Origin of the sequence: Enterobacter sp. JBIWA005, from assembly GCF_019968805.1 — a bacterium.
Taxonomy (GTDB): domain Bacteria; phylum Pseudomonadota; class Gammaproteobacteria; order Enterobacterales; family Enterobacteriaceae; genus Enterobacter; species Enterobacter vonholyi.
In genome coordinates, this window is the sequence record NZ_CP074159.1 from 4,150,983 (window position 1) to 4,171,135 (window position 20,153).

Here is a 20,153-nt window from a genome sequence, read left to right on the forward strand (position 1 = left end):
AGGGCATTTTCGACGCATTGTATCAACTGCGGAAAAAAACAGCAAAAAGCCATTAATTGCTTAAAACAAAGGCGGCAAACGCCGCCTTTTTAAACATTTAGCGTGCAAGATTATGCAGCTTTTACAGCTTCCGCAATACGGTGCGCGAATTCGGTTACCTGCGCTTCGTCTTCACCTTCCACCATCACGCGGATCAGCGGTTCAGTACCGGACTTACGCAACAGCACGCGTCCACGATTGCCGAGGGCCGCTTCAACGTCAGCCATCACCGCTTTGACGTTCTCATTTTCCAGCGGATCGCCTTTGCCGGCAGTGAAACGTACGTTTACCAGGATCTGTGGGAACATTTTCATGCCGCTGCACAGATCGTGCAGGCTCATATGGTTGCGCGCCATAGCGGCAACCACCTGCAGCGCGGCCACGATACCGTCACCGGTGGTGGTTTTGTCGAGCAGGATCACGTGACCCGAGTTTTCTGCACCGATACGCCAGCCCTTCTCCTGCAGTTTTTCCAGCACATAGCGGTCACCCACCTTCGCGCGGACAAACGGAATACCGAGCTGTTTCAGGGCCAGTTCCAGGCCCATGTTACTCATCAGCGTGCCCACCGCACCGCCGCGCAGCTGGCCCTGACGCAGGCCTTCACGGGCAATGATGTAGAGGATCTGATCGCCGTCGACCTTATTACCTTCGTGGTCAACCATGATCACGCGGTCACCGTCGCCGTCCAGCGCAATACCCAGATCGGCTTTTTCTGCCAGAACACGCGCCTGCAGGGCACGAACGTCAGTTGCCCCCACCTGCTCATTAATGTTCAGACCATCCGGCTCGCAGCCAATGGTGATTACTTTCGCACCCAGTTCGCGGAAGACATTCGGGGCGATGTGATAGGTCGCGCCATTCGCACAGTCCACCACAATTTTGAGGTGGGCCAGGCTCAGCTCATTCGGGAAGGTACCTTTACAGAATTCGATATAGCGACCCGCCGCATCAACGATGCGGTTCGCTTTACCCAGCTCTGCGGAATCAACACAGGTAATCTCTTTTTCCATCTCAGCTTCAATAGCTTCTTCCACGTCATCCGGCAGCTTGGTGCCATCAATGGAGAAGAATTTAATGCCGTTGTCGTAGAACGGGTTGTGAGAAGCTGAAATGACAATTCCCGCTTCCGCACGGAAGGTGCGCGTCAGATACGCGACCGCAGGCGTTGGCATTGGGCCCGTAAAGGAGGCGGACAGTCCCGCAGCCGCCAGCCCCGCTTCCAGCGCGGATTCCAGCATATAGCCCGAAATACGGGTGTCTTTACCGATGATAATTTTACGTGAGCCATGACGCGCAAGCACTTTACCAGCAGCCCAGCCGAGCTTCAGGACAAAATCAGGGGTGATGGGAGCATCGCCTACGCGCCCACGGATACCGTCGGTACCAAAATATTTACGATTACTCATAGCGTTTGTTTTCCTTCGCTGCCAGTGTGGCTTCCACCACACGCATGGCTTCTACTGTTTCTTTAACGTCATGGACACGAATAATGTGCGCGCCCTGCATCGCCGCAATGACCGCGCAGGCCAGGCTGCCGCTCAGGCGTTCGCTCGGCCCCACGTTCAGCAACTGCCCAATCATCGACTTTCTTGACATCCCTACCAGTAACGGCAGGTCAAAATGATGGAATTCCGATAAGCGCGCAAGCAACGCATAATTGTGTGAGAGATTTTTACCGAAACCGAACCCCGGGTCGAGCAGCAATTTCTCTTTTGGGATACCTGCACGTCCACAGCGTTCGATATGCTCAATAAAGAAGCGATTTACGTCGGCAAAGACATCGTCATACTTCGGCGCGTCCTGCATAGTTTTCGGTTGGCCCTGCATATGCATCAGGCAAACCGGCAGCCCCGTTTCCGCAGCCGCCTCAATCGCTCCAGGTTCGGTAAGTGAACGGATATCATTGATGATGTGAGCGCCTACTCTCGCCACTTCACGGATCACCTCCGGTTTGGAAGTATCAACGGAGATCCACACTTCAAACCGCTGCGCGATAGCTTCAACGACCGGCACCACGCGCGCCAGCTCTTCTTCCACAGACACGTCCGCCGCGCCTGGACGCGTCGATTCGCCGCCAACGTCAATGATGGTGGCACCCGCATTAATCATTAAATTCGCGTGCTTAACCGCCTCGATAAGCGTGTTATGCGCACCGCCGTCAGAGAAGGAGTCAGGGGTAACATTCAGGATCCCCATCACGTGGGGATGTGAAAGATCGAGATGCGAGTCCTGAGCGAATAATTTCATGGCGAAATCCCTGGTATCTATATCGTTAAACAGAGATGAAAAACCCCGGAGCAAGCTCCAGGGTTTGAGGTACAGACAAACGCTTCAACAGCAGTGGCTTACTTATCGCCCAACTGTTCTGACATGGTGTTGCCCGGATTTGGCGTACGCGGTTCATCAACCGGACGCGGCGCACGCGGGGTGCCATTGTTGTCAGAATTATTGGAAGTGCCTGGGTCTTCCCAGCCTGCTGGCGGACGTACTTCGCGGCGCGCCATCAGGTCGTCAATCTGCGGTGCATCGATGGTCTCATATTTCATGAGCGCATCTTTCATCGAATGCAGGATGTCCATATTGTCGTTCAGGATCTGGCGCGCACGCGCATAGTTACGCTCTACCAGAGATTTAACTTCCTGGTCGATGATACGTGCCGTCTCATCGGACATATGTTTCGCTTTAGCCACAGAACGGCCCAGGAATACTTCACCCTCTTCTTCTGCATACAGCAGCGGACCGAGTTTGTCGGAGAAGCCCCACTGAGTCACCATGTTACGCGCCAGGTTTGTCGCCACTTTAATGTCGTTGGACGCACCAGTAGAAACATGTTCCACACCGTAGATAATCTCTTCTGCCAGACGACCACCGTAGAGGGTAGAAATCTGGCTTTCCAGCTTCTGACGGCTGGCGCTGATCGCGTCGCCTTCAGGCAGGAAGAAGGTCACACCCAGCGCACGACCGCGCGGAATAATCGTCACTTTATGCACCGGATCGTGTTCCGGCACGAGGCGACCGATAATCGCGTGACCCGCTTCGTGGTATGCCGTGGACTCTTTCTGCGCTTCCGTCATCACCATGGAGCGACGTTCCGCACCCATCATGATTTTGTCTTTCGCTTTCTCAAACTCCACCATCGATACGACGCGCTTGTTACCGCGAGCGGCAAACAGAGCAGCTTCGTTGACCAAGTTAGCCAGGTCCGCACCGGAGAAGCCTGGGGTACCGCGCGCAATGATTGCCGCATCGATATCTGGCGCCAGCGGTACGCGACGCATGTGAACTTTCAGAATCTGTTCACGACCGCGAACGTCCGGCAGACCCACAACAACCTGACGGTCGAAACGGCCTGGACGCAGCAGCGCAGGGTCAAGTACGTCCGGACGGTTAGTCGCCGCAATAACGATGATACCTTCGTTACCTTCGAAGCCGTCCATCTCAACCAGCATCTGGTTCAGCGTCTGTTCACGTTCATCGTGGCCACCGCCCAGACCTGCGCCACGCTGGCGGCCTACGGCGTCGATTTCATCGATGAAGATAATGCACGGTGCTGCCTTCTTGGCCTGCTCGAACATGTCACGCACACGAGATGCACCGACACCCACGAACATTTCAACGAAGTCAGAACCTGAAATAGTAAAGAACGGCACCTTCGCTTCGCCCGCGATGGCTTTCGCCAGCAGGGTTTTACCGGTACCCGGAGGGCCAACCATCAGCACCCCTTTCGGGATCTTACCGCCCAGCTTCTGGAAACGGCTCGGTTCACGCAGGTATTCAACCAGTTCGCCGACCTCTTCTTTCGCTTCGTCACAACCGGCGACGTCAGCGAACGTGGTCTTGATCTGGTCTTCCGTTAGCATACGCGCCTTGCTCTTACCGAACGACATGGCACCTTTGCCACCGCCGCCCTGCATCTGGCGCATAAAGAAGATCCAGACGCCGATAAGAAGCAGCATCGGGAACCAGGAAATGAAGATAGAAGCCAGCAGGCTTGGTTCTTCTGGCGGCTCACCTACCACCTTGACGTTTTTAGTCAGAAGGTTATCAAGCAGCTTAGGATCGTTCACCGGGATGTAAGTCGTGTAACGGTTACTATCTTTCTTGGTAACGTTGATCTCACGTCCGTTGATACGCGCTTCGCGAACCTGGTCCTGATTGACCTCCTGCAGGAAGGTAGAATAATCCACCTTGCGTCCATTCGACTCGCTGGGCCCAAAGCTCTGGAATACTGACATCAGCACAACGGCAATGACCAGCCAGAGTATTAGGTTTTTCGCCATGTCACTCAAGGGATTAACCTCATATTACAACTGTGTTAAAAACAGCGTCAGGATACTCTATATCCAGTTTCATTCAAACTTTCGCCTGAAATCTACCGGTTATCATTTTCGCCCGGTCGCTACAATATACACTTCTCGGGAACGGGCCCGGGAAGAGTCCGGCTTACGAACTTTAACCTTCGCAAACAGGGAGCGAATTTCCTTAAGATACTCCTCGAAACCTTCGCCCTGAAACACCTTCACAACAAAACTACCACCAGGCGCTAGTACATCACGACACATTTCTAACGCTAGCTCCACCAGATACATGGCGCGGGGGATATCCACCGCCGGTGTTCCGCACATATTTGGTGCCATATCTGACATGACAACCTGGACCTTACTGTCACCTACACGCTCAAGTAACGCTTTCAGCACTAATTCATCACGAAAGTCGCCCTGAAGGAAGTCGACACCGACGATGGGATCCATTGGTAAAAGATCGCACGCGATGATTCGGCCCGTTCCGCCGATCTGCGTTACCGCATACTGGGACCATCCGCCAGGTGCCGCACCGAGGTCTACAACCGTCATCCCCGGCTTAAAAAGTTTGTCACTTTGCTGTATTTCATCAAGTTTAAACCAGGCACGGGAACGCAACCCCTTTTTCTGTGCCTGTTGAACATATTTATCGCTAAAGTGTTCCTGAAGCCAGCGACTGGAGCTGGCAGAACGCTTTTTACCTGTCATTTAACATTTCCGTCCTGGTTCATCGTTACCTGCCTGTGACGTAAATTTCTACGCAGCTATTTGGCGATATAAGGGAGATGGCGGTAGAATGAACCGTTTTCAATCCCAACGTAAGCAAAAATATACGATGAATCTTAGTACTAAACAAAAACAGCACCTTAAAGGTCTGGCACATCCGCTCAAGCCTGTAGTGATGCTTGGCAACAATGGTTTGACCGAAGGGGTGCTTGCCGAGATTGAACAAGCGCTGGAACACCACGAGCTGATCAAGGTGAAAATCGCCTCTGAAGACAGAGACACTAAAAACCTGATCGTGGAAGCCATCGTGCGCGAAACCGGCGCCTGTAATGTACAGGTCATCGGTAAAACGCTGGTGCTCTACCGCCCATCTAAAGAGCGTAAAATCTCGCTGCCACGCTAAGGATATCCTGAATTAAACACATTTTCTGTGTGAAACGAGGGATTTCTGTCAGCAGGCGAGCAAAATGCCATGCTCCTTGAGTTGATAAAAGGCCGCTATGCGGCCTTTTTCTTTTCTTTACAATGTATCAACATCTTACTAGAGAAGCGAATTACAGGTATTCAACCTTAATAATTTCGTATTCCACTTCACCGCCAGGGGTGCGGATGGTGACAACATCGTCCTGCTCTTTGCCAATCAGGCCGCGAGCAATCGGAGAGTTTACTGAAATCAGGTTCTGTTTAAAGTCTGCTTCATCATCACCGACGATGCGATAGGTCTGCTCTTCGTCGTTGTCCAGGTTCAGAACGGTCACAGTGGAACCAAAGATCACACGCCCATTGTTAGGCATTTTGGTGATATCGATGACCTGTGCATTGGACAGTTTTGCCTCGATATCTTTAATACGCCCTTCACAGAAACCCTGCTGCTCACGCGCGGCGTGGTATTCAGCGTTCTCTTTCAGGTCGCCATGCTCGCGCGCATCCGCGATAGCGGCGATGATTTCAGGACGACGCACGGATTTCAGGAAATCCAGCTCTTCGCGCAGTTTTTCGGCACCACGTAAGGTCATCGGAATAGCTTGCATTTGTTATACCTCTTAAACATTCCTGTTGGGAGCAGTGTTCCCTGCTCCTGCCCACCTAAGCGGGCAAGAAGCAAAAAGAAAACCGACCCGGGAGCAATGCCCCAGGTCAGCAGCAATTTTTCAATTTGATATGCATTTTACCGCGAAGTTCACTATGGGTCATCGTTTACTTTGCAGTGCTATGCACCGTAGTATGACGGTTTGTTTTCGGGTTGTTAGCGCGAGATTATGCGATTTTCCAGATTTATCATCGGATTGACTACCAGTTTAACGTTCACTGCCCAGGCCGCGAATGTTGATGAGTACATTAATCAGCTCCCCGCAGGCGCGAACCTTGCCCTGATGGTGCAGAAGGTTGGCGCACAGGCTCCCGAGATTGACTATCACAGTCAACAGATGGCGCTGCCTGCCAGTACCCAAAAGGTGATCACTGCCCTCGCCGCCTTGCTCCAGCTCGGTCCTGACTTCCGTTTTACTACCACACTCGAGACCAAAGGTAACGTCGAGGGTGGCGAACTGAAAGGCGATCTTATCGCCCGTTTTGGCGGCGATCCGACCTTTAAGCGCCAGGATATCCGCAATATGGTTGCGGTACTGAAAAAATCTGGCGTGCAGAAAATTGATGGCAATGTACTGATTGACACGTCCATCTTTGCCAGCCACGATAAAGCTCCTGGCTGGCCGTGGAACGACATGACCCAGTGCTTTAGCGCCCCACCCGCCGCCGCGATTGTTGACCGTAACTGCTTCTCGGTTTCACTTTACAGCGCGCCAAAGCCAGATGATTTAGCATTTATCCGCATAGCATCCTACTACCCGGTCACCATGTTTAGCCAGGTTCGCACGCTGGCGAAAGGCTCCCCGGATGCGCAATATTGTGAGCTGGACGTCGTGCCCGGCGATCTTAACCGCTTCACCCTTACCGGCTGCCTGACGCAGCGCGCCGATCCACTGCCCCTGGCCTTTGCGATACAGGATGGGGCAAGCTATGCGGGTGCCATTCTGAAAGATGAACTGAAGCAAGCGGGCATAACTTATACCGGCACACTGCTTCGTCAGACGCAGGTCAACCAGCCCGGCACAGTCATTGCCAGCAAACAGTCTCCTCCGCTGCACGATTTACTGCGAATCATGCTGAAAAAGTCGGACAACATGATTGCCGATACGGTGTTTCGCATGATTGGTCACGCGCGTTTCGGCGTGCCGGGAACCTGGCGCGCGGGTTCAGACGCGGTTCGGCAGATCCTGCGCCAGCAGGCCGGGATCGATCTGGGTAATACCATCGCCGTCGATGGCTCCGGACTATCTCGTCATAATTTGATCTCTCCGGCCACGATGATGCAGGTGCTTCAGTACATTGCACAGCACGACACTGAGCTAAACTTTATTTCAATGCTGCCGCTGGCCGGGCATGACGGTTCTCTGCAGTACCGTGCCGGGCTTCACGCTGCCGGTGTGGATGGCAAAGTCTCCGCGAAAACAGGCTCACTGCAGGGGGTTTACAACCTTGCAGGCTTCATCACTACCGCCAGCGGACAACGCATGGCATTCGTGCAGTATCTTTCCGGCTATGCCGTCGAACCGACCGACCAGCGCAATCGTCGTATTCCGCTTGTTCGCTTCGAAAGCAGGCTTTATAAGGACATCTATCAGAATAACTAGCGATGAAACTACTCATAGTTGAAGACGATCTGTTATTGCAGGAAGGGCTGGCGCTAGGTCTAGCCAATGAAGGGTACGCCCTCGACTGTGCTGGCACCGCAGCGGAGGCGGACTCTCTGATTCAGAGCGGCGAATACAGCCTGGTGATCCTCGATTTGGGCTTGCCTGATAAAGATGGCGCCACGCTGCTCGGCCAGTGGCGACGTCGCGGCATCGCCAACCCGGTATTGATCCTGACGGCACGAGATGCCATTGAAGACCGTATCACTGGCCTCGATGCAGGCGCTGATGATTACCTGGTGAAGCCTTTTGCGCTCGCGGAGCTGCAGGCTCGGGTGCGAGCGTTAATTCGCCGCTATCAGGGCCATAGTGATAACTTATTGACCGACGGCGATATTACGCTGAATTTGCAAACCCAGCAGGTACTGCGCCAGGATCAGGCCGTAGAGGTGACGCCAAAAGAGTTCGCCTTGCTTACGCGTCTGATCATGCGGAGCGGGCAAACGGTACACAGAGAAACGCTCCAGCAGGATATTTATTCCTGGCAGGACGATCCCGGCTCAAATACCCTTGAGGTCCACATCCATAACCTGCGGCGTAAACTCGGCAAAGACAGGATCAAAACCGTTCGCGGCGTCGGCTATCGTCTGGAGAGCCAGAAATGAACAGCATGCGTCGGCGTTTGATGGTGCTGCTGGCGGTGATTCTCCTGTTTTTCCAGCTGATAAGCGTTATCTGGCTATGGCATGAAAGCCGTGAACAGATTGGTTTTCTGGTCAACGAAACGCTGTCAGCAAAAGCGCGCAATAATCACGTTGAGAAAGAGATCCGTGAAGCGATTGCCTCGCTGCTGGTTCCTTCCCTGGTGATGGTCGGCTTTACCCTGCTCTTCTCCTTCTGGGCGGTCACCTGGATAACCCGACCGCTGAATAAACTCCGCGACAGTCTCGCTAACCGTTCGGCCGATAACTTAACCCCGCTTCCTATGTATTCCGACATGGAAGAAATTGGCGCGGTGACGACCTCCCTGAACCAGCTGCTGGCACGACTGGATAGCACCATTCAGCAGGAGCGTCTCTTCACCGCAGACGCCGCACACGAGCTGAGAACGCCTCTGGCCGGCATCCGGCTTCATCTTGAGCTCATGGCGCAGTCAGGCGCGCCTCAGGCCGCGACGTTAATTAGCCGTATCGATCAGCTCATGCATACCGTCGAACAGCTACTAATGCTGGCCCGTGCCGGACAGGCAATGGCGAGCGGGCACTACGAAACCGTGAACTGGACGGAAAATATCATTGAACCTCTCGGCCTGGGCCATGAAGCCAAAGAGCATACGGTGATTTGGCCCGCTAAAAGCGCGCTCACGGTTCAGGGAGACGCCGTGCTCCTGCGCCTGATGCTGCGCAACCTGCTGGAAAACGCAGGGCGCTACAGCCCGCCGGCGACAATGATTACAGTGACATTAACCGAGGTCGACGGGGGGACGCAGATCAGCGTTATCGATCAGGGGCCAGGGATTGATGAAGCGCACCGAGTGTCAATCACCGAGCCATTCCGCCGTCTTGACCAGCGCTACGGAGGAAGCGGTCTGGGCCTGAGTATCGTGCAGCGCATCGTCCAGCTACACCACGGCAGGCTGACCCTTGAAAATGGCGCTGAAGGCGGTTTAATCGCCAGCTGCTGGCTGCCCACAACGCTTCAATAAAAAAGCCCCCATATTGGGGGCTTTGAACAGATATTAGTGCTTGTAGATGAACTCGACGCCTTCTTCGTCGTCTTCATCCCAGTCATCGTCCCAGTCTTCATCGTCTTCTTCCGCTTCCAGCTCTTCGAGCTGCTGGCGGTGGTAGTCATCCCACATGAATTCGACTTTTTCAGGCTGTTTGACTTCTTCCGCCTGAACAATTGGGTTCTCAATGATGAAGGTCATCACATCCCAGCACAGATCCTTCACGCCAACCTGGCTTGCCGCAGAGATCAGGTAGTACTTGTCTTCCCAACCCATCGCTTCAGCAATGGCTTTCGCTTTTGCTTCCGCTTCGGTCTTGTCCATCAGGTCGATCTTGTTGAAGACCAGCCAGCGTGGTTTATTCGCCAGTTTTTCGCTGTATTTTTCCAGCTCGCCCACGATGATACGGGCGTTTTCAACCGGATCGGAACCGTCGATAGGATCGATATCGATAAGGTGCAGCAGTACGCGGCAGCGCTCAAGGTGCTTCAGGAAGCGAATCCCCAGACCGGCCCCTTCCGCGGCGCCTTCAATCAGACCCGGGATATCGGCAACCACGAAGCTCTTCTCGTTATCCATACGGACAACACCCAGGCTTGGTACCAGCGTGGTAAACGGATAGTCTGCTACTTTTGGCTTGGCCGCAGAGACGGCGCGAATGAACGTCGATTTACCGGCGTTTGGCATACCCAGCATGCCCACGTCTGCCAGAAGCATCAGCTCCAGCTGCAGGTCGCGCTTATCGCCCGGCGTACCCATCGTTTTCTGACGCGGCGTACGGTTAACGGAAGATTTGAAACGGCTGTTACCCAGACCGTGCCAGCCGCCTTTCGCCACCATCAGGCGCTGACCGTGTTTGGTCATGTCACCCATAGTTTCACCGGTCCCCTGGTCAATCACGCGCGTACCGACCGGAACTTTAATGGTGACGTCTTTACCGCGTTTCCCGGTACAGTCACGGCTCTGGCCGTTTTGGCCACGTTCAGCGCGGAAGGATTTTTCGAAACGGTAGTCGATCAGCGTGTTGAGGTTCTCATCCGCCTCCAGCCACACGTCACCACCATCCCCGCCGTCGCCGCCATCAGGACCGCCACGTGGGATATACTTTTCACGGCGGAAGCTCACGCAACCGTTGCCGCCATCACCAGCCACGACCAGGATCGTCGCTTCATCAACAAACTTCATTTTACTCTCCGTAACTCATTCGCCTGAGCGGGGGACTACTACAACCGCTTCATTTTTGCGCCAACGTCCCCAAAGACGATGACCAATGGCGGAATACATCGCGCCCGCAACCACGACAAACGCACCGAGATAACCCAACAGGTTGAGCATCGGTCTGACGAAGACATCGGGCCAGGCCATTGATAACAAATCTGAAAATAACAGCGTAAACAGCGGAGTAAGCGTAATTAACGCGCTCACCTGTGCTGCTTGCCAGCGCGCCATCGCTTCGGCCAGCGCGCCATAACCGACCAGCGTGTTCAGCCCACAAAAAATGAGGCACGCCAGTTGCCAGTCGCTAAGCTGGGAAATCACTCCCGGCTTTGCTAATGGCAGCAATGCTATTGTACACAAAGTGTACAGCAAAAAGAGGATCTGCTGTGAGGCAAGACGACGCAATAACACCTTTTGTGCGACGCCATAGCTCACCCAGACCGTTGCTGCCCCCACACCGAAAATTACACCCCATGTGTAATCCGTCAGGCGAGTGAAAATCTCAATCAGACTGGTGTTGAAGAACATCACCAGACCGCACAGCAGCATGCTCGCCCCGATAATCTGCGTACCACGCATCTTTTCCTTGAGGATAAAGACGCTGGCGATCATCATGCCAACCGGTGAAAGCTGACCTATCACCTGCGACGCCGTGGGGCTGAGATATTGCAGGGAAGAGCTGAACAGGATGAAGTTACCGAACAGACCGCCCGTCGCGATAGCCAGCAATACCAGCCAGCGCGGTTTACGGAAGAGCCGCAAGGGTGGAAGCTTACCTTTGATTGCCAGAATGGCCCCGAGGCCGATGCTTGCCATCAGAAAGCGATAAAAAACCACCGTAGGCGGCTCCATCACTTCCAGTACCTGCTTCATTGCAATTGGCAGCGCACCCCAGCACATTGCGGTAGTGAGCGCCAAAAGAATACCAATGCCGGCCTGCTGCTTCATGCCCGTTTTCCCTACAGAAAAAATTACCGGGTTTCCAATGTAAAAAGCCCCGCAACAGGTTGCGGGGCTTTAATCCGTTACCGGACCGAGAAAACCTTACTCAGCAACGATGCTGATATATTTACGGTTGTTCGGGCCTTTAACTTCAAATTTCACTTTACCGTCTGCCTTAGCAAACAGAGTGTGGTCACGACCGCAACCTACGTTGTTGCCAGCGTGGAATTTGGTACCACGTTGACGAACGATGATGCTACCCGCCAGAACGGATTCGCCACCGAAACGCTTAACGCCCAGGCGTTTAGCTTCTGAATCGCGACCGTTACGTGTGGAGCCGCCAGCCTTTTTATGTGCCATTTAAATCTCTCCTCAGGTCTTAGGCGCTGATGCCAGTAATTTTCACATCAGTGAACCACTGACGGTGGCCCTGCTGCTTACGGTAGTGCTTACGACGACGAAACTTAACGATTTTAACTTTCTCGCCACGACCGTGTGCAACAACTTCAGCTTTGATAACGCCGCCATCAACGAAAGGAACGCCGATTTTGACTTCTTCACCGTTTGCGATCATCAGAACTTCAGCGAACTCAACAGATTCGCCAGTTGCGATGTCCAGCTTTTCCAGGCGAACGGTCTGACCTTCGCTTACTCGGTGTTGTTTACCACCACTTTGGAAAACCGCGTACATATAAACTCCGCTTCCGCGCACGTCCTCGTATGAATCAGAGTGCGCTATAAATATTCACAATAGGGCGCGAATATTACGCAAAACGCGAGCCTTTGACAAGTGCTACCGTCAATACATGAAGAAAAAAAACACAACACGTACGGTAACGTTTATCTGAGCCGTTTTTTCAGTACAATCAGCACTACTATTGATAAACCGAAACCCTTCGTTACCCCATTGAAGATGGGATCAACAGGATAAAAAGCCCGGCTTTTGCGATGAATTTAGAAAAAATCAACGAGTTAACCGCGCAAGATATGGCGGGTGTGAATGCAGCAATCCTGGAGCAACTCAACTCTGACGTTCAACTGATCAATCAGTTGGGTTATTACATCGTCAGCGGCGGCGGTAAACGCATTCGTCCGATGATTGCCATTCTGGCTGCCAGAGCCGTTGGCTATCAGGGAAATGCCCACATCACTATCGCAGCGCTCATCGAATTTATCCACACGGCGACGCTTCTGCATGACGATGTGGTGGATGAATCGGATATGCGTCGTGGCAAAGCCACGGCAAACGCCGCTTTCGGGAACGCAGCCAGCGTCCTGGTGGGGGATTTTATTTATACCCGCGCCTTCCAGATGATGACCAGTCTGGGCTCCCTTAAAGTGCTGGAAGTAATGTCCGAAGCCGTAAACGTCATTGCTGAAGGTGAAGTGCTGCAGCTTATGAACGTGAACGACCCTGACATCACCGAAGAAAACTACATGCGCGTCATCTACAGCAAAACCGCGCGCCTGTTTGAAGCGACGGCCCAGTGTTCCGGTATTCTGGCTGACTGTACCGAAGCACAGGAAAAGGGCCTGCAGGACTATGGCCGCTATCTGGGTACGGCATTCCAGCTGATCGATGATTTACTGGACTACAGTGCAGACGGCGAGACGCTCGGCAAAAACGTGGGCGATGACCTGAACGAAGGCAAACCGACCCTGCCGCTGCTGCATGCAATGCGGAACGGAACAGCCGACCAGGCGAAAATGATCCGCGAAGCGATTGAGCAGGGAAATGGTCGCCATCTTCTGGAACCTGTACTGGAAACCATGGCTATCTGCGGATCGCTGGAATGGACGCGTCAGCGTGCGGAAGAAGAAGCCGACAAAGCCATCGAAGCGCTTCAGGTTATTCCAGACAGTCCGTGGCGCGAGGCACTGATTGGTCTTGCCCACATCGCCGTCCAGCGCGACCGTTAATCCCCTTGTTTCTCCCCGCAGCGATAGCGGGGAGTTCCAGTACACGCCTGTAAATTCCGTGTTCATGTAAATCCATCGGTTTAGAGACCGCATGAATAAAGCCGTGTCTTATTCTGAATATCCCATCAAGTAACGCGAACTTTTTAGAACAAGAAGTTGAAATGGGTATAGTAAACCCCGTCGTTTCAGAAGAAACGGCGTAGGTGAATCCGAACTTAAGGACAGCGTTATGGATACGAAATTTATCGACTGGCACACGGCTGATATTATTGCCGCACTGCGCAAAAAAGGCACTTCACTGGCAGCAGAGTCCCGCCGCCATGGACTGAGTTCTTCAACTCTGGCAAACGCCCTCACCCGCCCCTGGCCCAAAGGAGAATTAATTATCGCAACGGCGCTGGATACGCATCCGTGGGTGATTTGGCCTTCACGCTACCACGATCCCATTACCCATGAATTTATCGACAGATCGCGCATGATTCGCCAGAGAAGAGTAAAAAGAGAACCGCAGGAATAACGCGTTTTTTGACAGGAACAGCAACCCCCCGGTCATTTCTGGCAGGGGGCTGCCGGAACGATTACTCGCCCTTCACACGCTCGATGTTGGCACCCAACGCGCGCAGTTTATCTTCGATACGCTCATAGCCACGATCGATGTGATAGATACGATCCACAATCGTTGTACCTTCCGCGATACAACCCGCCAGCACCAGGCTTGCAGACGCACGCAGATCGGTTGCCATCACCTGAGCGCCGGACAGCGTCTCAACGCCATGGCAAATCACGGTATTACTTTCGATCTCAGCACGTGCACCCATACGGATCAGCTCCGGTACGTGCATAAAGCGGTTCTCGAAAATGGTTTCTGTGATGAAGCCAGTACCCTCGGCGACCAGGTTCAGCAGGGTGAACTGCGCCTGCATGTCAGTTGGGAACGCCGGGTGTGGCGCCGTACGCACATTGACTGCTTTTGGACGCTGGCCATGCATATCGAGGCTGATCCAGTCTTCACCGACTTCAATATCCGCACCCGCATCGCGCAATTTCGCCAGCACCGCATCCAGGGTATCTGGCTGCGCGTTGCGACAAACAATCTTACCGCCAGAAATCGCCGCTGCGACCAGGAATGTACCGGTTTCGATACGGTCCGGCAGAACGCGATAGACACCACCGCCCAGACGCTCAACGCCTTCGATGGTGATACGGTCGGTACCCTGGCCGGAGATCTTCGCCCCCAGCGCCACGAGGAAGTTGGCGGTATCCACAATCTCCGGTTCACGCGCGGCGTTTTCGATGATGGTGGTGCCTTCTGCCAGCGTCGCCGCAGACATAATGGTGACCGTTGCGCCCACGCTCACTTTGTCCATGACAATGTGCGCGCCTTTCAGACGACCATTAACGGACGCTTTAACGTAACCTTCTTCCAGCTTGATCTCTGCGCCTAGTTTTTCCAGACCAAAGATGTGCAGGTCAACCGGACGCGCACCGATGGCGCAACCGCCCGGCAGAGAAACCTGACCCTGACCAAAACGCGCCACCAGCGGGCCAAGCGCCCAGATGGATGCACGCATAGTTTTCACCAGATCGTAAGGTGCTGAGAAGTTGTTCACCTTGCTGGCGTCGATCCAGACGGAACCGTTACGCTCAACTTTCGTGCCCAGCTGGGTGAGCAGCTTCATGGTGGTGTCGATATCTTTCAGCTTCGGTACGTTCTGAATTTCTACCGGCTCTTCAGCCAGCAGCGCAGCAAAGAGGATTGGCAGCGCGGCGTTTTTCGCGCCAGAAATTGTGACTTCGCCCTGGAGACGCGTTGGCCCCTGTACACGAAATTTATCCATTGTGTGCTCTCTTATAAATTCAACCGTGCTGCGGGCCTGTCGCCCTCAGCTCAAAAACCGTTTAGTTTGCGATCGCGTGCCCACTCTTGCGGGGTGAACGCTTTAATCGACAGGGCGTGGATGCGGTTATCCGCAATATATTCCATCAGCGGCGCGTACACAGCCTGCTGTTTCTTCACGCGGCTCATACCGTCGAACATCTCACCCACAGCAATAACCTGGAAGTGACTGCCATCGCCAGTGACGTGGGCTTCCTGAAGGGAGAGTGCATTCATCAGCACTGTCTGGATTTCATGATTTTCCATGGGTTCTTAATCATCTGATAGTGAAAACAAGCCCAACATCTTAGAGCAAAGTGGCGTTGTCTTAAACAAGCAAAAAGCCCTGACGATGAAACTGTCAGGGCTTTCGGAAGTAACGCACTGAAAATATTAACGAGGCAATACGTCCTGAGGAAGATTGTAGAGCTGAGCAAGGGTCACGACATTCTCGCTCGCGCCGCGAAGCGTGACGCTAGCCCCCAGCTTTTTCCCTACAGCAATCAGATGGGCAAGCAGCGCAACCCCGGCCGTATCCACCCGCGTGACCTCGGTTAAGTCGATAAGCGTCACGCCCTGCATCACTTCATGGCGTTTGTCCCACAGTGGGTTCAGCAGATCCTGATCCAGTTCACCGGACAGCTTTAACGTCTCGCCTTCACGCGACCAGCTGAGTTGCTGTGACATTACTTCTTCTCGTCCAGCGTGATTTTCTGACGAGCAATGGACTGCAGCTGAGCGGTCAGGCCATCAATGCCTTTGGTGCGCAGCAGATCGCTCCATTCGTTCTGTTTGGTGGTGATCATGCTTACGCCTTCGGCGATCATGTCATACGCCTGCCAGTGACCGGTCTGGCTGTTTTTACGCCACTGGAAATCCAGACGAACCGGCGGACGGCCGTTAGGATCGTTGATCGTCACACGGATAGGGACGATGGTCGCATCGCCCAGCGGCTGCTCGGGCGCAATCTGATAGGTCTGACCGTGGTACATCGCCAGCGCCTGGCCATAAGCCTGTTTCAGGTATTCACGGAACGCGGCAAAGTAGGCCTCACGCTGCGCAGGAGTCGCGTCTTTGTAATAGCGGCCCAGCACCAGCGCACCCGCATATTTGATCTGCACGTACGGCAGCAGCTCCTGGTCAACCACGTCACGCAGGTAATCAGGATTAGAACGAATCTTAGGCTGTTCGTTTTTAAGACGGTCGAATGTCTTCTTCGCCGCTTCGTCCATCAGTTTGTACGGGTTACTCTGATCCGCAGCGTGGGCGGCGGTAAGAGGGGCGATGACCAGCATGGCAACCATTAACAGTCGTTTAAACATGAATGACTTCTCCTGATATTAATTCGCAGCACCTGGGGTCGGCGCGGCATTGGTATGGTCTTCGCTCTGCGCAGGAGCAGCGTCAGATTTTTTCTCATCTCCTTTACTGTTGTAAAGGAACTGACCAATCATATCCTCCAGCACCATCGCGGATTTCGTATCCTGAATGACGCTACCGTCTTTAAGGATAGTCGTTCCCAGCTCGGGATCTTCAAAGCCAACGTTAAGCGCCAGATATTGTTCGCCCAGCAGACCGGAAGTCCGGATAGACAGGGAGCTGGTGTCCGGAATGTGGTTGTAACGCTCTTCGATATCCATCGCGACGCGCGGCAGATAGGTTTTCTCATCAAGCGTAATGTCGGATACGCGCCCGATCACCACGCCGCCGATACGGACCGGTGAACGCGCCTTCAGTCCGCCGATGTTATCGAAGGTGGCATAGATGCGATACGTCGGCTCGGTGCGCACAGACGTGATATCCGCCGCTCTCAGGCAGATAAACAGTGCGGCCAGCAGCGCCAGCAGCAGGAATACACCGACCCAAATTTCATTTTTTCTCGTTTGCATGAACTCAATTCCCAAACATCAGTGCGGTGAGCACAAAATCCAGACCCAGTACGGCCAGCGACGAATGAACGACTGTACGTGTAGTTGCGCGGCTAATGCCCGCCGACGTCGGGATGGCATCGTAACCATTGAACAATGCAATCCAGGTGACCGTAATGGCAAATACCACGCTCTTAATCAGGCAGTTAACCAGATCCATTCGCAGGTCAATGGCGTCCTGCATGGCAGACCAGAAGAAACCGGCGTCAATGCCTTTCCAGTGCACGCCAACCAGCGAACCGCCCCAGATACCCACGGCGACAAACAGTATCGTCAGCAGCGGTAAAGAGATGACCCCCGCCCAGAAACGCGGCGAGATCACGCGACGCAGCGGATCGACCGCCATCATCTCCATGCTGGAAAGCTGCTCGGTCGCACGCATCAGGCCAATTTCAGCTGTTAATGCCGACCCCGCGCGCCCGGCGAACAACAGCGCCGCCACGACGGGCCCCAGTTCGCGCAGCAGCGAGAGCGCCACCAGCATCCCGAGGCTAGTTTCCGCACTGTAGGTTGTCAGAACAAGATAGCCCTGCAGCCCAAGCACCATACCGATAAACAGACCGGAGACAATGATGATGAGCATCGACAGCACGCCGACATTATAAAGCTGGCGCACCAATAGCGGCGCGTGCTTACGGAATTCCGGCTTGCCAACCAGGGCGTTGAATAACATCAATCCGGCACGCCCGAACGTCCTGATGGTTTTTATGCCACGGTGTCCGAGAGCGGCCAACGCATTTAACAGCATGAGTGGCTTAACTCCCTATTCCCAGTAAATCGTCACGATAGTCGCCTGCCGGGTAGCGGAACGGCACAGGGCCATCGGCAATACCGTCGAGGAACTGTCTAACACGCGGATCGCAATTTTCCTGCAGCGCCTGAGCGCTACCGTGTGCGACGATCTTTTTGTCCGCCACGATATAGGCGTAATCGGCGATGCTCAATACTTCCGGTACATCGTGAGACACCACAATGCAGGTGACACCAAGCGCGCTGTTCAGTTCAGAGATGAGCTTCACCAGCACGCCCATCGTAATGGGATCCTGTCCAACAAACGGTTCGTCGAACATGATTAAATCAGGCTCTAATGCAATGGCTCTCGCCAGCGCGGCGCGGCGCGCCATGCCGCCGGACAGCTCCGAAGGCATCAGCTTCGCAGCACCCCGCAAGCCAACGGCTTCGAGCTTCATCATCACCGTGCTTTTCAGCAGTTCAGGTGGCAGACTGGTATGCTCGCGCAGCGGATAAGCCACGTTATCAAAGACGTTCATGTCGGTGAACAAGGCGCCCGACTGAAAGAGCATGCTCATGCGTTTGCGGACAGTATACAGGCGCGAGCGCGACATCTCCGGGATGTTTTCGCCATCAAAGAGGATTTCACCGCTATCCGGTGGGATCTGCCCACCAATAAGGCGAAGCAGGGTCGTTTTACCGATCCCGGACGGCCCCATAATGGCAGTGATCTTGCCACGCGGAACGGTCAACGAAATATCATCAAATATCAATCTGTTGGCGCGAGAAAAACTCAACCCGCGGACATCGACTAAATTCGCCATGGTTTGGCTCATTTATAGTTCCTTTCTTATCCTGCTCACGTTAAGGCATGTAGCCTGAATCAGCCCTAAACTCAGCATTTTTACAGAATAATAACCGTAGAGGTTAGCGAAAGCTGGCATTTGTTTTACTTTTCCGGCGCATAAAGTCAAAATTAGGAATTCGTTACGCCTCAGACTGTATGCAGTCCAGCCGTTCACGCGCGATGGACCGACGAGTATACCTGAAGAAAGGACTTTTGATGCTTTTAGCAACAGCACTGTTAATAATTGGTTTACTTTTGGTCGTCTACAGTGCTGACCGTTTAGTATTTGCTGCATCTATCCTGTGTCGCCTGACGGGCGTACCGCCTGTCGTCATCGGGATGACCGTGGTCAGTGTCGGAACGTCACTTCCTGAAATCATCGTCTCTGTCTCGGCATCGCTGCATGGTCAGTTAGACCTTGCAGTAGGCACCGCGATTGGCTCTAACATCGTCAATATACTCTTGATTTTAGGCCTGGCCGCACTGCTCCATCCATTTCGCGTGCATTCTGATGTTCTGCGCCGTGAATTGCCGCTAATGTTAATCGTAAGCCTGTTGGCAGGCTGCGTATTTTACGATGGCGTACTGAGCTATAGCGACGGCATTTTCCTGCTGGCGCTGGCCGTCATTTGGTTGCTGTATAGTGTTAAAATCGCCCGTCAGGCGGAAAAACAGGGTCAGGATAGCCTCACGCGTGAGCAGGTCGCCGAACTTCCGCGAGAAGGCACACTGCCTGTTGCCCTGCTCTGGCTTGGCGTTGCGCTGATCATCATGCCGATGGCAACGCGTATGGTCGTGGATAACGCGACGGTACTGGCGAACTATTTCGCCATCAGTGAACTTACCATTGGTCTGACGGTGATTGCCATCGGTACCAGCCTGCCGGAACTGGCCACGGCCATTGCGGGGGCACGTAAAGGTGAAGATGACATTGCCATTGGTAATATCATCGGTTCCAACATATTTAATATCGCCATTGTGATGGGCCTTCCGGCCCTCATTACGCCAGGGCCCTTTAATCCCCTGGCGTTCTCGCGTGACTACGGCGTGATGTTATTGGTCAGCGTGATATTTGCCCTGCTCTGCTGGCGGCGGCAACGACAGATCGGCAAAGGCGCAGGCGCGCTGCTGACGGGTGGATTTATCGTATGGATGGCGATGCTGTACTGGCTCTCGCCTCTTCTCTCTGGGTAAACGGA

Annotated in this window: 23 protein-coding genes; 7 read left to right on the top strand and 16 right to left on the bottom strand. The window is 53.8% G+C overall.

The features are described from left to right. Window positions 1-110: 110 nt before the first annotated feature. The 4 genes from glmM to rlmE form a co-directional block, all read right to left on the bottom strand. Window positions 111-1,448 carry a phosphoglucosamine mutase gene (glmM, locus tag KGP22_RS19720; RefSeq protein ID WP_223580579.1) on the bottom strand — a complete coding sequence of 446 codons (1,338 nt, stop codon included), beginning with the start codon at window positions 1,446-1,448 and terminating at the stop codon, window positions 111-113. Continuing rightward, on the bottom strand, window positions 1,441-2,289 hold the full coding sequence (gene folP / locus KGP22_RS19725; RefSeq protein WP_223580581.1) for a dihydropteroate synthase: 849 nt from the start codon (window positions 2,287-2,289) through the stop codon (window positions 1,441-1,443). The genes glmM and folP overlap by 8 nt, the downstream gene beginning before the upstream one ends. Before the next feature lie 98 nt (window positions 2,290-2,387). Continuing rightward, complete coding sequence (ftsH, locus tag KGP22_RS19730) at window positions 2,388-4,322, bottom strand: ATP-dependent zinc metalloprotease FtsH (protein ID WP_111964963.1); 1,935 nt, start codon at window positions 4,320-4,322, stop codon at window positions 2,388-2,390. Between the two features lie 102 nt (window positions 4,323-4,424). Then, complete coding sequence (rlmE, locus tag KGP22_RS19735; protein ID WP_014171792.1) at window positions 4,425-5,051, bottom strand: 23S rRNA (uridine(2552)-2'-O)-methyltransferase RlmE; 627 nt, start codon at window positions 5,049-5,051, stop codon at window positions 4,425-4,427. Window positions 5,052-5,178: 127 nt separating this feature from the next. Between rlmE and yhbY the strand changes: the two genes are divergently transcribed. After that, the gene (gene yhbY, locus KGP22_RS19740; protein ID WP_003861814.1) at window positions 5,179-5,472 is read left to right on the top strand and encodes a ribosome assembly RNA-binding protein YhbY; all 294 of its coding nucleotides are present in this window, start codon (window positions 5,179-5,181) and stop codon (window positions 5,470-5,472) included. A gap of 151 nt (window positions 5,473-5,623) precedes the next feature. Here the strand turns inward: yhbY and greA are convergent, their stop codons facing one another. Then, entirely contained in the window at window positions 5,624-6,100 is a 477-nt protein-coding gene (gene greA, locus KGP22_RS19745) for a transcription elongation factor GreA (RefSeq protein WP_014171793.1), read from the bottom strand. 228 nt (window positions 6,101-6,328) lie between these two features. Here greA and dacB point away from each other — a divergent pair, with 228 nt between their 5' ends. The 3 genes from dacB to pmrB are packed head-to-tail and all read left to right on the top strand — an operon-like array spanning window position 6,329 to window position 9,467. Continuing rightward, the gene (gene dacB, locus KGP22_RS19750) at window positions 6,329-7,762 is read left to right on the top strand and encodes a serine-type D-Ala-D-Ala carboxypeptidase (RefSeq protein WP_115876348.1); all 1,434 of its coding nucleotides are present in this window, start codon (window positions 6,329-6,331) and stop codon (window positions 7,760-7,762) included. Window positions 7,763-7,764: 2 nt separating this feature from the next. Continuing rightward, a complete protein-coding gene (pmrA, locus tag KGP22_RS19755; protein ID WP_111964965.1) occupies window positions 7,765-8,427 on the top strand; it encodes a two-component system response regulator PmrA in 663 nt (220 codons plus the stop codon). Beyond that, window positions 8,424-9,467 carry a two-component system sensor histidine kinase PmrB gene (gene pmrB, locus KGP22_RS19760; RefSeq protein WP_115876350.1) on the top strand — a complete coding sequence of 348 codons (1,044 nt, stop codon included), beginning with the start codon at window positions 8,424-8,426 and terminating at the stop codon, window positions 9,465-9,467. The genes pmrA and pmrB overlap by 4 nt, the downstream gene beginning before the upstream one ends. A 33-nt stretch (window positions 9,468-9,500) precedes the next feature. On the opposite strand, the gene cgtA is transcribed toward pmrB, so the two are convergent. The 4 genes from cgtA to rplU all read right to left on the bottom strand — a co-directional run bounded on the left by cgtA (window position 9,501) and on the right by rplU (window position 12,342). Beyond that, complete coding sequence (gene cgtA / locus KGP22_RS19765; RefSeq protein ID WP_115876351.1) at window positions 9,501-10,676, bottom strand: Obg family GTPase CgtA; 1,176 nt, start codon at window positions 10,674-10,676, stop codon at window positions 9,501-9,503. 15 nt (window positions 10,677-10,691) lie between these two features. After that, on the bottom strand, window positions 10,692-11,657 hold the full coding sequence (locus tag KGP22_RS19770) for a DMT family transporter (protein WP_111964967.1): 966 nt from the start codon (window positions 11,655-11,657) through the stop codon (window positions 10,692-10,694). 96 nt (window positions 11,658-11,753) lie between these two features. Next, the gene (gene rpmA, locus KGP22_RS19775) at window positions 11,754-12,011 is read right to left on the bottom strand and encodes a 50S ribosomal protein L27 (protein ID WP_004385076.1); all 258 of its coding nucleotides are present in this window, start codon (window positions 12,009-12,011) and stop codon (window positions 11,754-11,756) included. A gap of 19 nt (window positions 12,012-12,030) precedes the next feature. Further along, window positions 12,031-12,342 carry a 50S ribosomal protein L21 gene (rplU, locus tag KGP22_RS19780; protein ID WP_003025032.1) on the bottom strand — a complete coding sequence of 104 codons (312 nt, stop codon included), beginning with the start codon at window positions 12,340-12,342 and terminating at the stop codon, window positions 12,031-12,033. Window positions 12,343-12,599: 257 nt separating this feature from the next. On the opposite strand from rplU, the gene ispB reads away from it, so the two are divergent. Next, window positions 12,600-13,571 (top strand): octaprenyl diphosphate synthase, encoded by a 972-nt coding sequence (gene ispB / locus KGP22_RS19785; protein WP_223580583.1) that lies wholly within the window; start codon window positions 12,600-12,602, stop codon window positions 13,569-13,571. Between the two features lie 229 nt (window positions 13,572-13,800). Then, entirely contained in the window at window positions 13,801-14,088 is a 288-nt protein-coding gene (sfsB, locus tag KGP22_RS19790; RefSeq protein ID WP_111964968.1) for a DNA-binding transcriptional regulator SfsB, read from the top strand. Window positions 14,089-14,149: 61 nt separating this feature from the next. Here the strand turns inward: sfsB and murA are convergent, their stop codons facing one another. The 7 genes from murA to mlaF form a co-directional block, all read right to left on the bottom strand. Then, entirely contained in the window at window positions 14,150-15,409 is a 1,260-nt protein-coding gene (gene murA, locus KGP22_RS19795) for a UDP-N-acetylglucosamine 1-carboxyvinyltransferase (RefSeq protein ID WP_115876352.1), read from the bottom strand. 50 nt (window positions 15,410-15,459) lie between these two features. Then, on the bottom strand, window positions 15,460-15,714 hold the full coding sequence (ibaG, locus tag KGP22_RS19800; RefSeq protein ID WP_008501458.1) for a BolA family iron metabolism protein IbaG: 255 nt from the start codon (window positions 15,712-15,714) through the stop codon (window positions 15,460-15,462). Between the two features lie 126 nt (window positions 15,715-15,840). Further along, entirely contained in the window at window positions 15,841-16,134 is a 294-nt protein-coding gene (mlaB, locus tag KGP22_RS19805) for a lipid asymmetry maintenance protein MlaB (protein ID WP_111964970.1), read from the bottom strand. Continuing rightward, entirely contained in the window at window positions 16,134-16,769 is a 636-nt protein-coding gene (gene mlaC, locus KGP22_RS19810) for a phospholipid-binding protein MlaC (RefSeq protein ID WP_045403542.1), read from the bottom strand. Before mlaC ends, mlaB begins: the two co-directional genes overlap by 1 nt. A gap of 18 nt (window positions 16,770-16,787) precedes the next feature. After that, window positions 16,788-17,336: an outer membrane lipid asymmetry maintenance protein MlaD gene (mlaD, locus tag KGP22_RS19815; RefSeq protein WP_111965012.1), complete on the bottom strand. Its 549-nt coding sequence runs from the start codon at window positions 17,334-17,336 to the stop codon at window positions 16,788-16,790. Between the two features lie 4 nt (window positions 17,337-17,340). Next, window positions 17,341-18,123: a lipid asymmetry maintenance ABC transporter permease subunit MlaE gene (gene mlaE, locus KGP22_RS19820; RefSeq protein ID WP_010436044.1), complete on the bottom strand. Its 783-nt coding sequence runs from the start codon at window positions 18,121-18,123 to the stop codon at window positions 17,341-17,343. A gap of 7 nt (window positions 18,124-18,130) precedes the next feature. After that, entirely contained in the window at window positions 18,131-18,943 is an 813-nt protein-coding gene (mlaF, locus tag KGP22_RS19825; RefSeq protein WP_111964971.1) for a phospholipid ABC transporter ATP-binding protein MlaF, read from the bottom strand. A gap of 227 nt (window positions 18,944-19,170) precedes the next feature. On the opposite strand from mlaF, the gene KGP22_RS19830 reads away from it, so the two are divergent. Continuing rightward, window positions 19,171-20,148 (top strand): calcium/sodium antiporter, encoded by a 978-nt coding sequence (locus KGP22_RS19830; RefSeq protein WP_039260412.1) that lies wholly within the window; start codon window positions 19,171-19,173, stop codon window positions 20,146-20,148. Window positions 20,149-20,153 lie beyond the last annotated feature (5 nt).

Bases quoted from the DNA above. Each gene is read 5' to 3' on its own strand.
- cgtA (WP_115876351.1), bottom strand. From the start codon at position 10,676: ATGAAGTTTGTTGATGAAGCGACGATCCTGGTCGTGGCTGGTGATGGC.
- rpmA (WP_004385076.1), bottom strand. From the start codon at position 12,011: ATGGCACATAAAAAGGCTGGCGGCTCCACACGTAACGGTCGCGATTCA.
- KGP22_RS19770 (WP_111964967.1), bottom strand. From the start codon at position 11,657: ATGAAGCAGCAGGCCGGCATTGGTATTCTTTTGGCGCTCACTACCGCA.
- ftsH (WP_111964963.1), bottom strand. From the start codon at position 4,322: ATGGCGAAAAACCTAATACTCTGGCTGGTCATTGCCGTTGTGCTGATG.
- folP (WP_223580581.1), bottom strand. From the start codon at position 2,289: ATGAAATTATTCGCTCAGGACTCGCATCTCGATCTTTCACATCCCCAC.
- pmrB (WP_115876350.1), top strand. From the start codon at position 8,424: ATGAACAGCATGCGTCGGCGTTTGATGGTGCTGCTGGCGGTGATTCTC.
- ibaG (WP_008501458.1), bottom strand. From the start codon at position 15,714: ATGGAAAATCATGAAATCCAGACAGTGCTGATGAATGCACTCTCCCTT.
- sfsB (WP_111964968.1), top strand. From the start codon at position 13,801: ATGGATACGAAATTTATCGACTGGCACACGGCTGATATTATTGCCGCA.
- mlaC (WP_045403542.1), bottom strand. From the start codon at position 16,769: ATGTTTAAACGACTGTTAATGGTTGCCATGCTGGTCATCGCCCCTCTT.
- pmrA (WP_111964965.1), top strand. From the start codon at position 7,765: ATGAAACTACTCATAGTTGAAGACGATCTGTTATTGCAGGAAGGGCTG.
- rlmE (WP_014171792.1), bottom strand. From the start codon at position 5,051: ATGACAGGTAAAAAGCGTTCTGCCAGCTCCAGTCGCTGGCTTCAGGAA.
- ispB (WP_223580583.1), top strand. From the start codon at position 12,600: ATGAATTTAGAAAAAATCAACGAGTTAACCGCGCAAGATATGGCGGGT.
- mlaF (WP_111964971.1), bottom strand. From the start codon at position 18,943: ATGAGCCAAACCATGGCGAATTTAGTCGATGTCCGCGGGTTGAGTTTT.
- KGP22_RS19830 (WP_039260412.1), top strand. From the start codon at position 19,171: ATGCTTTTAGCAACAGCACTGTTAATAATTGGTTTACTTTTGGTCGTC.
- yhbY (WP_003861814.1), top strand. From the start codon at position 5,179: ATGAATCTTAGTACTAAACAAAAACAGCACCTTAAAGGTCTGGCACAT.
- mlaB (WP_111964970.1), bottom strand. From the start codon at position 16,134: ATGTCACAGCAACTCAGCTGGTCGCGTGAAGGCGAGACGTTAAAGCTG.
- mlaE (WP_010436044.1), bottom strand. From the start codon at position 18,123: ATGCTGTTAAATGCGTTGGCCGCTCTCGGACACCGTGGCATAAAAACC.
- dacB (WP_115876348.1), top strand. From the start codon at position 6,329: ATGCGATTTTCCAGATTTATCATCGGATTGACTACCAGTTTAACGTTC.
- glmM (WP_223580579.1), bottom strand. From the start codon at position 1,448: ATGAGTAATCGTAAATATTTTGGTACCGACGGTATCCGTGGGCGCGTA.
- greA (WP_014171793.1), bottom strand. From the start codon at position 6,100: ATGCAAGCTATTCCGATGACCTTACGTGGTGCCGAAAAACTGCGCGAA.
- mlaD (WP_111965012.1), bottom strand. From the start codon at position 17,336: ATGCAAACGAGAAAAAATGAAATTTGGGTCGGTGTATTCCTGCTGCTG.
- rplU (WP_003025032.1), bottom strand. From the start codon at position 12,342: ATGTACGCGGTTTTCCAAAGTGGTGGTAAACAACACCGAGTAAGCGAA.
- murA (WP_115876352.1), bottom strand. From the start codon at position 15,409: ATGGATAAATTTCGTGTACAGGGGCCAACGCGTCTCCAGGGCGAAGTC.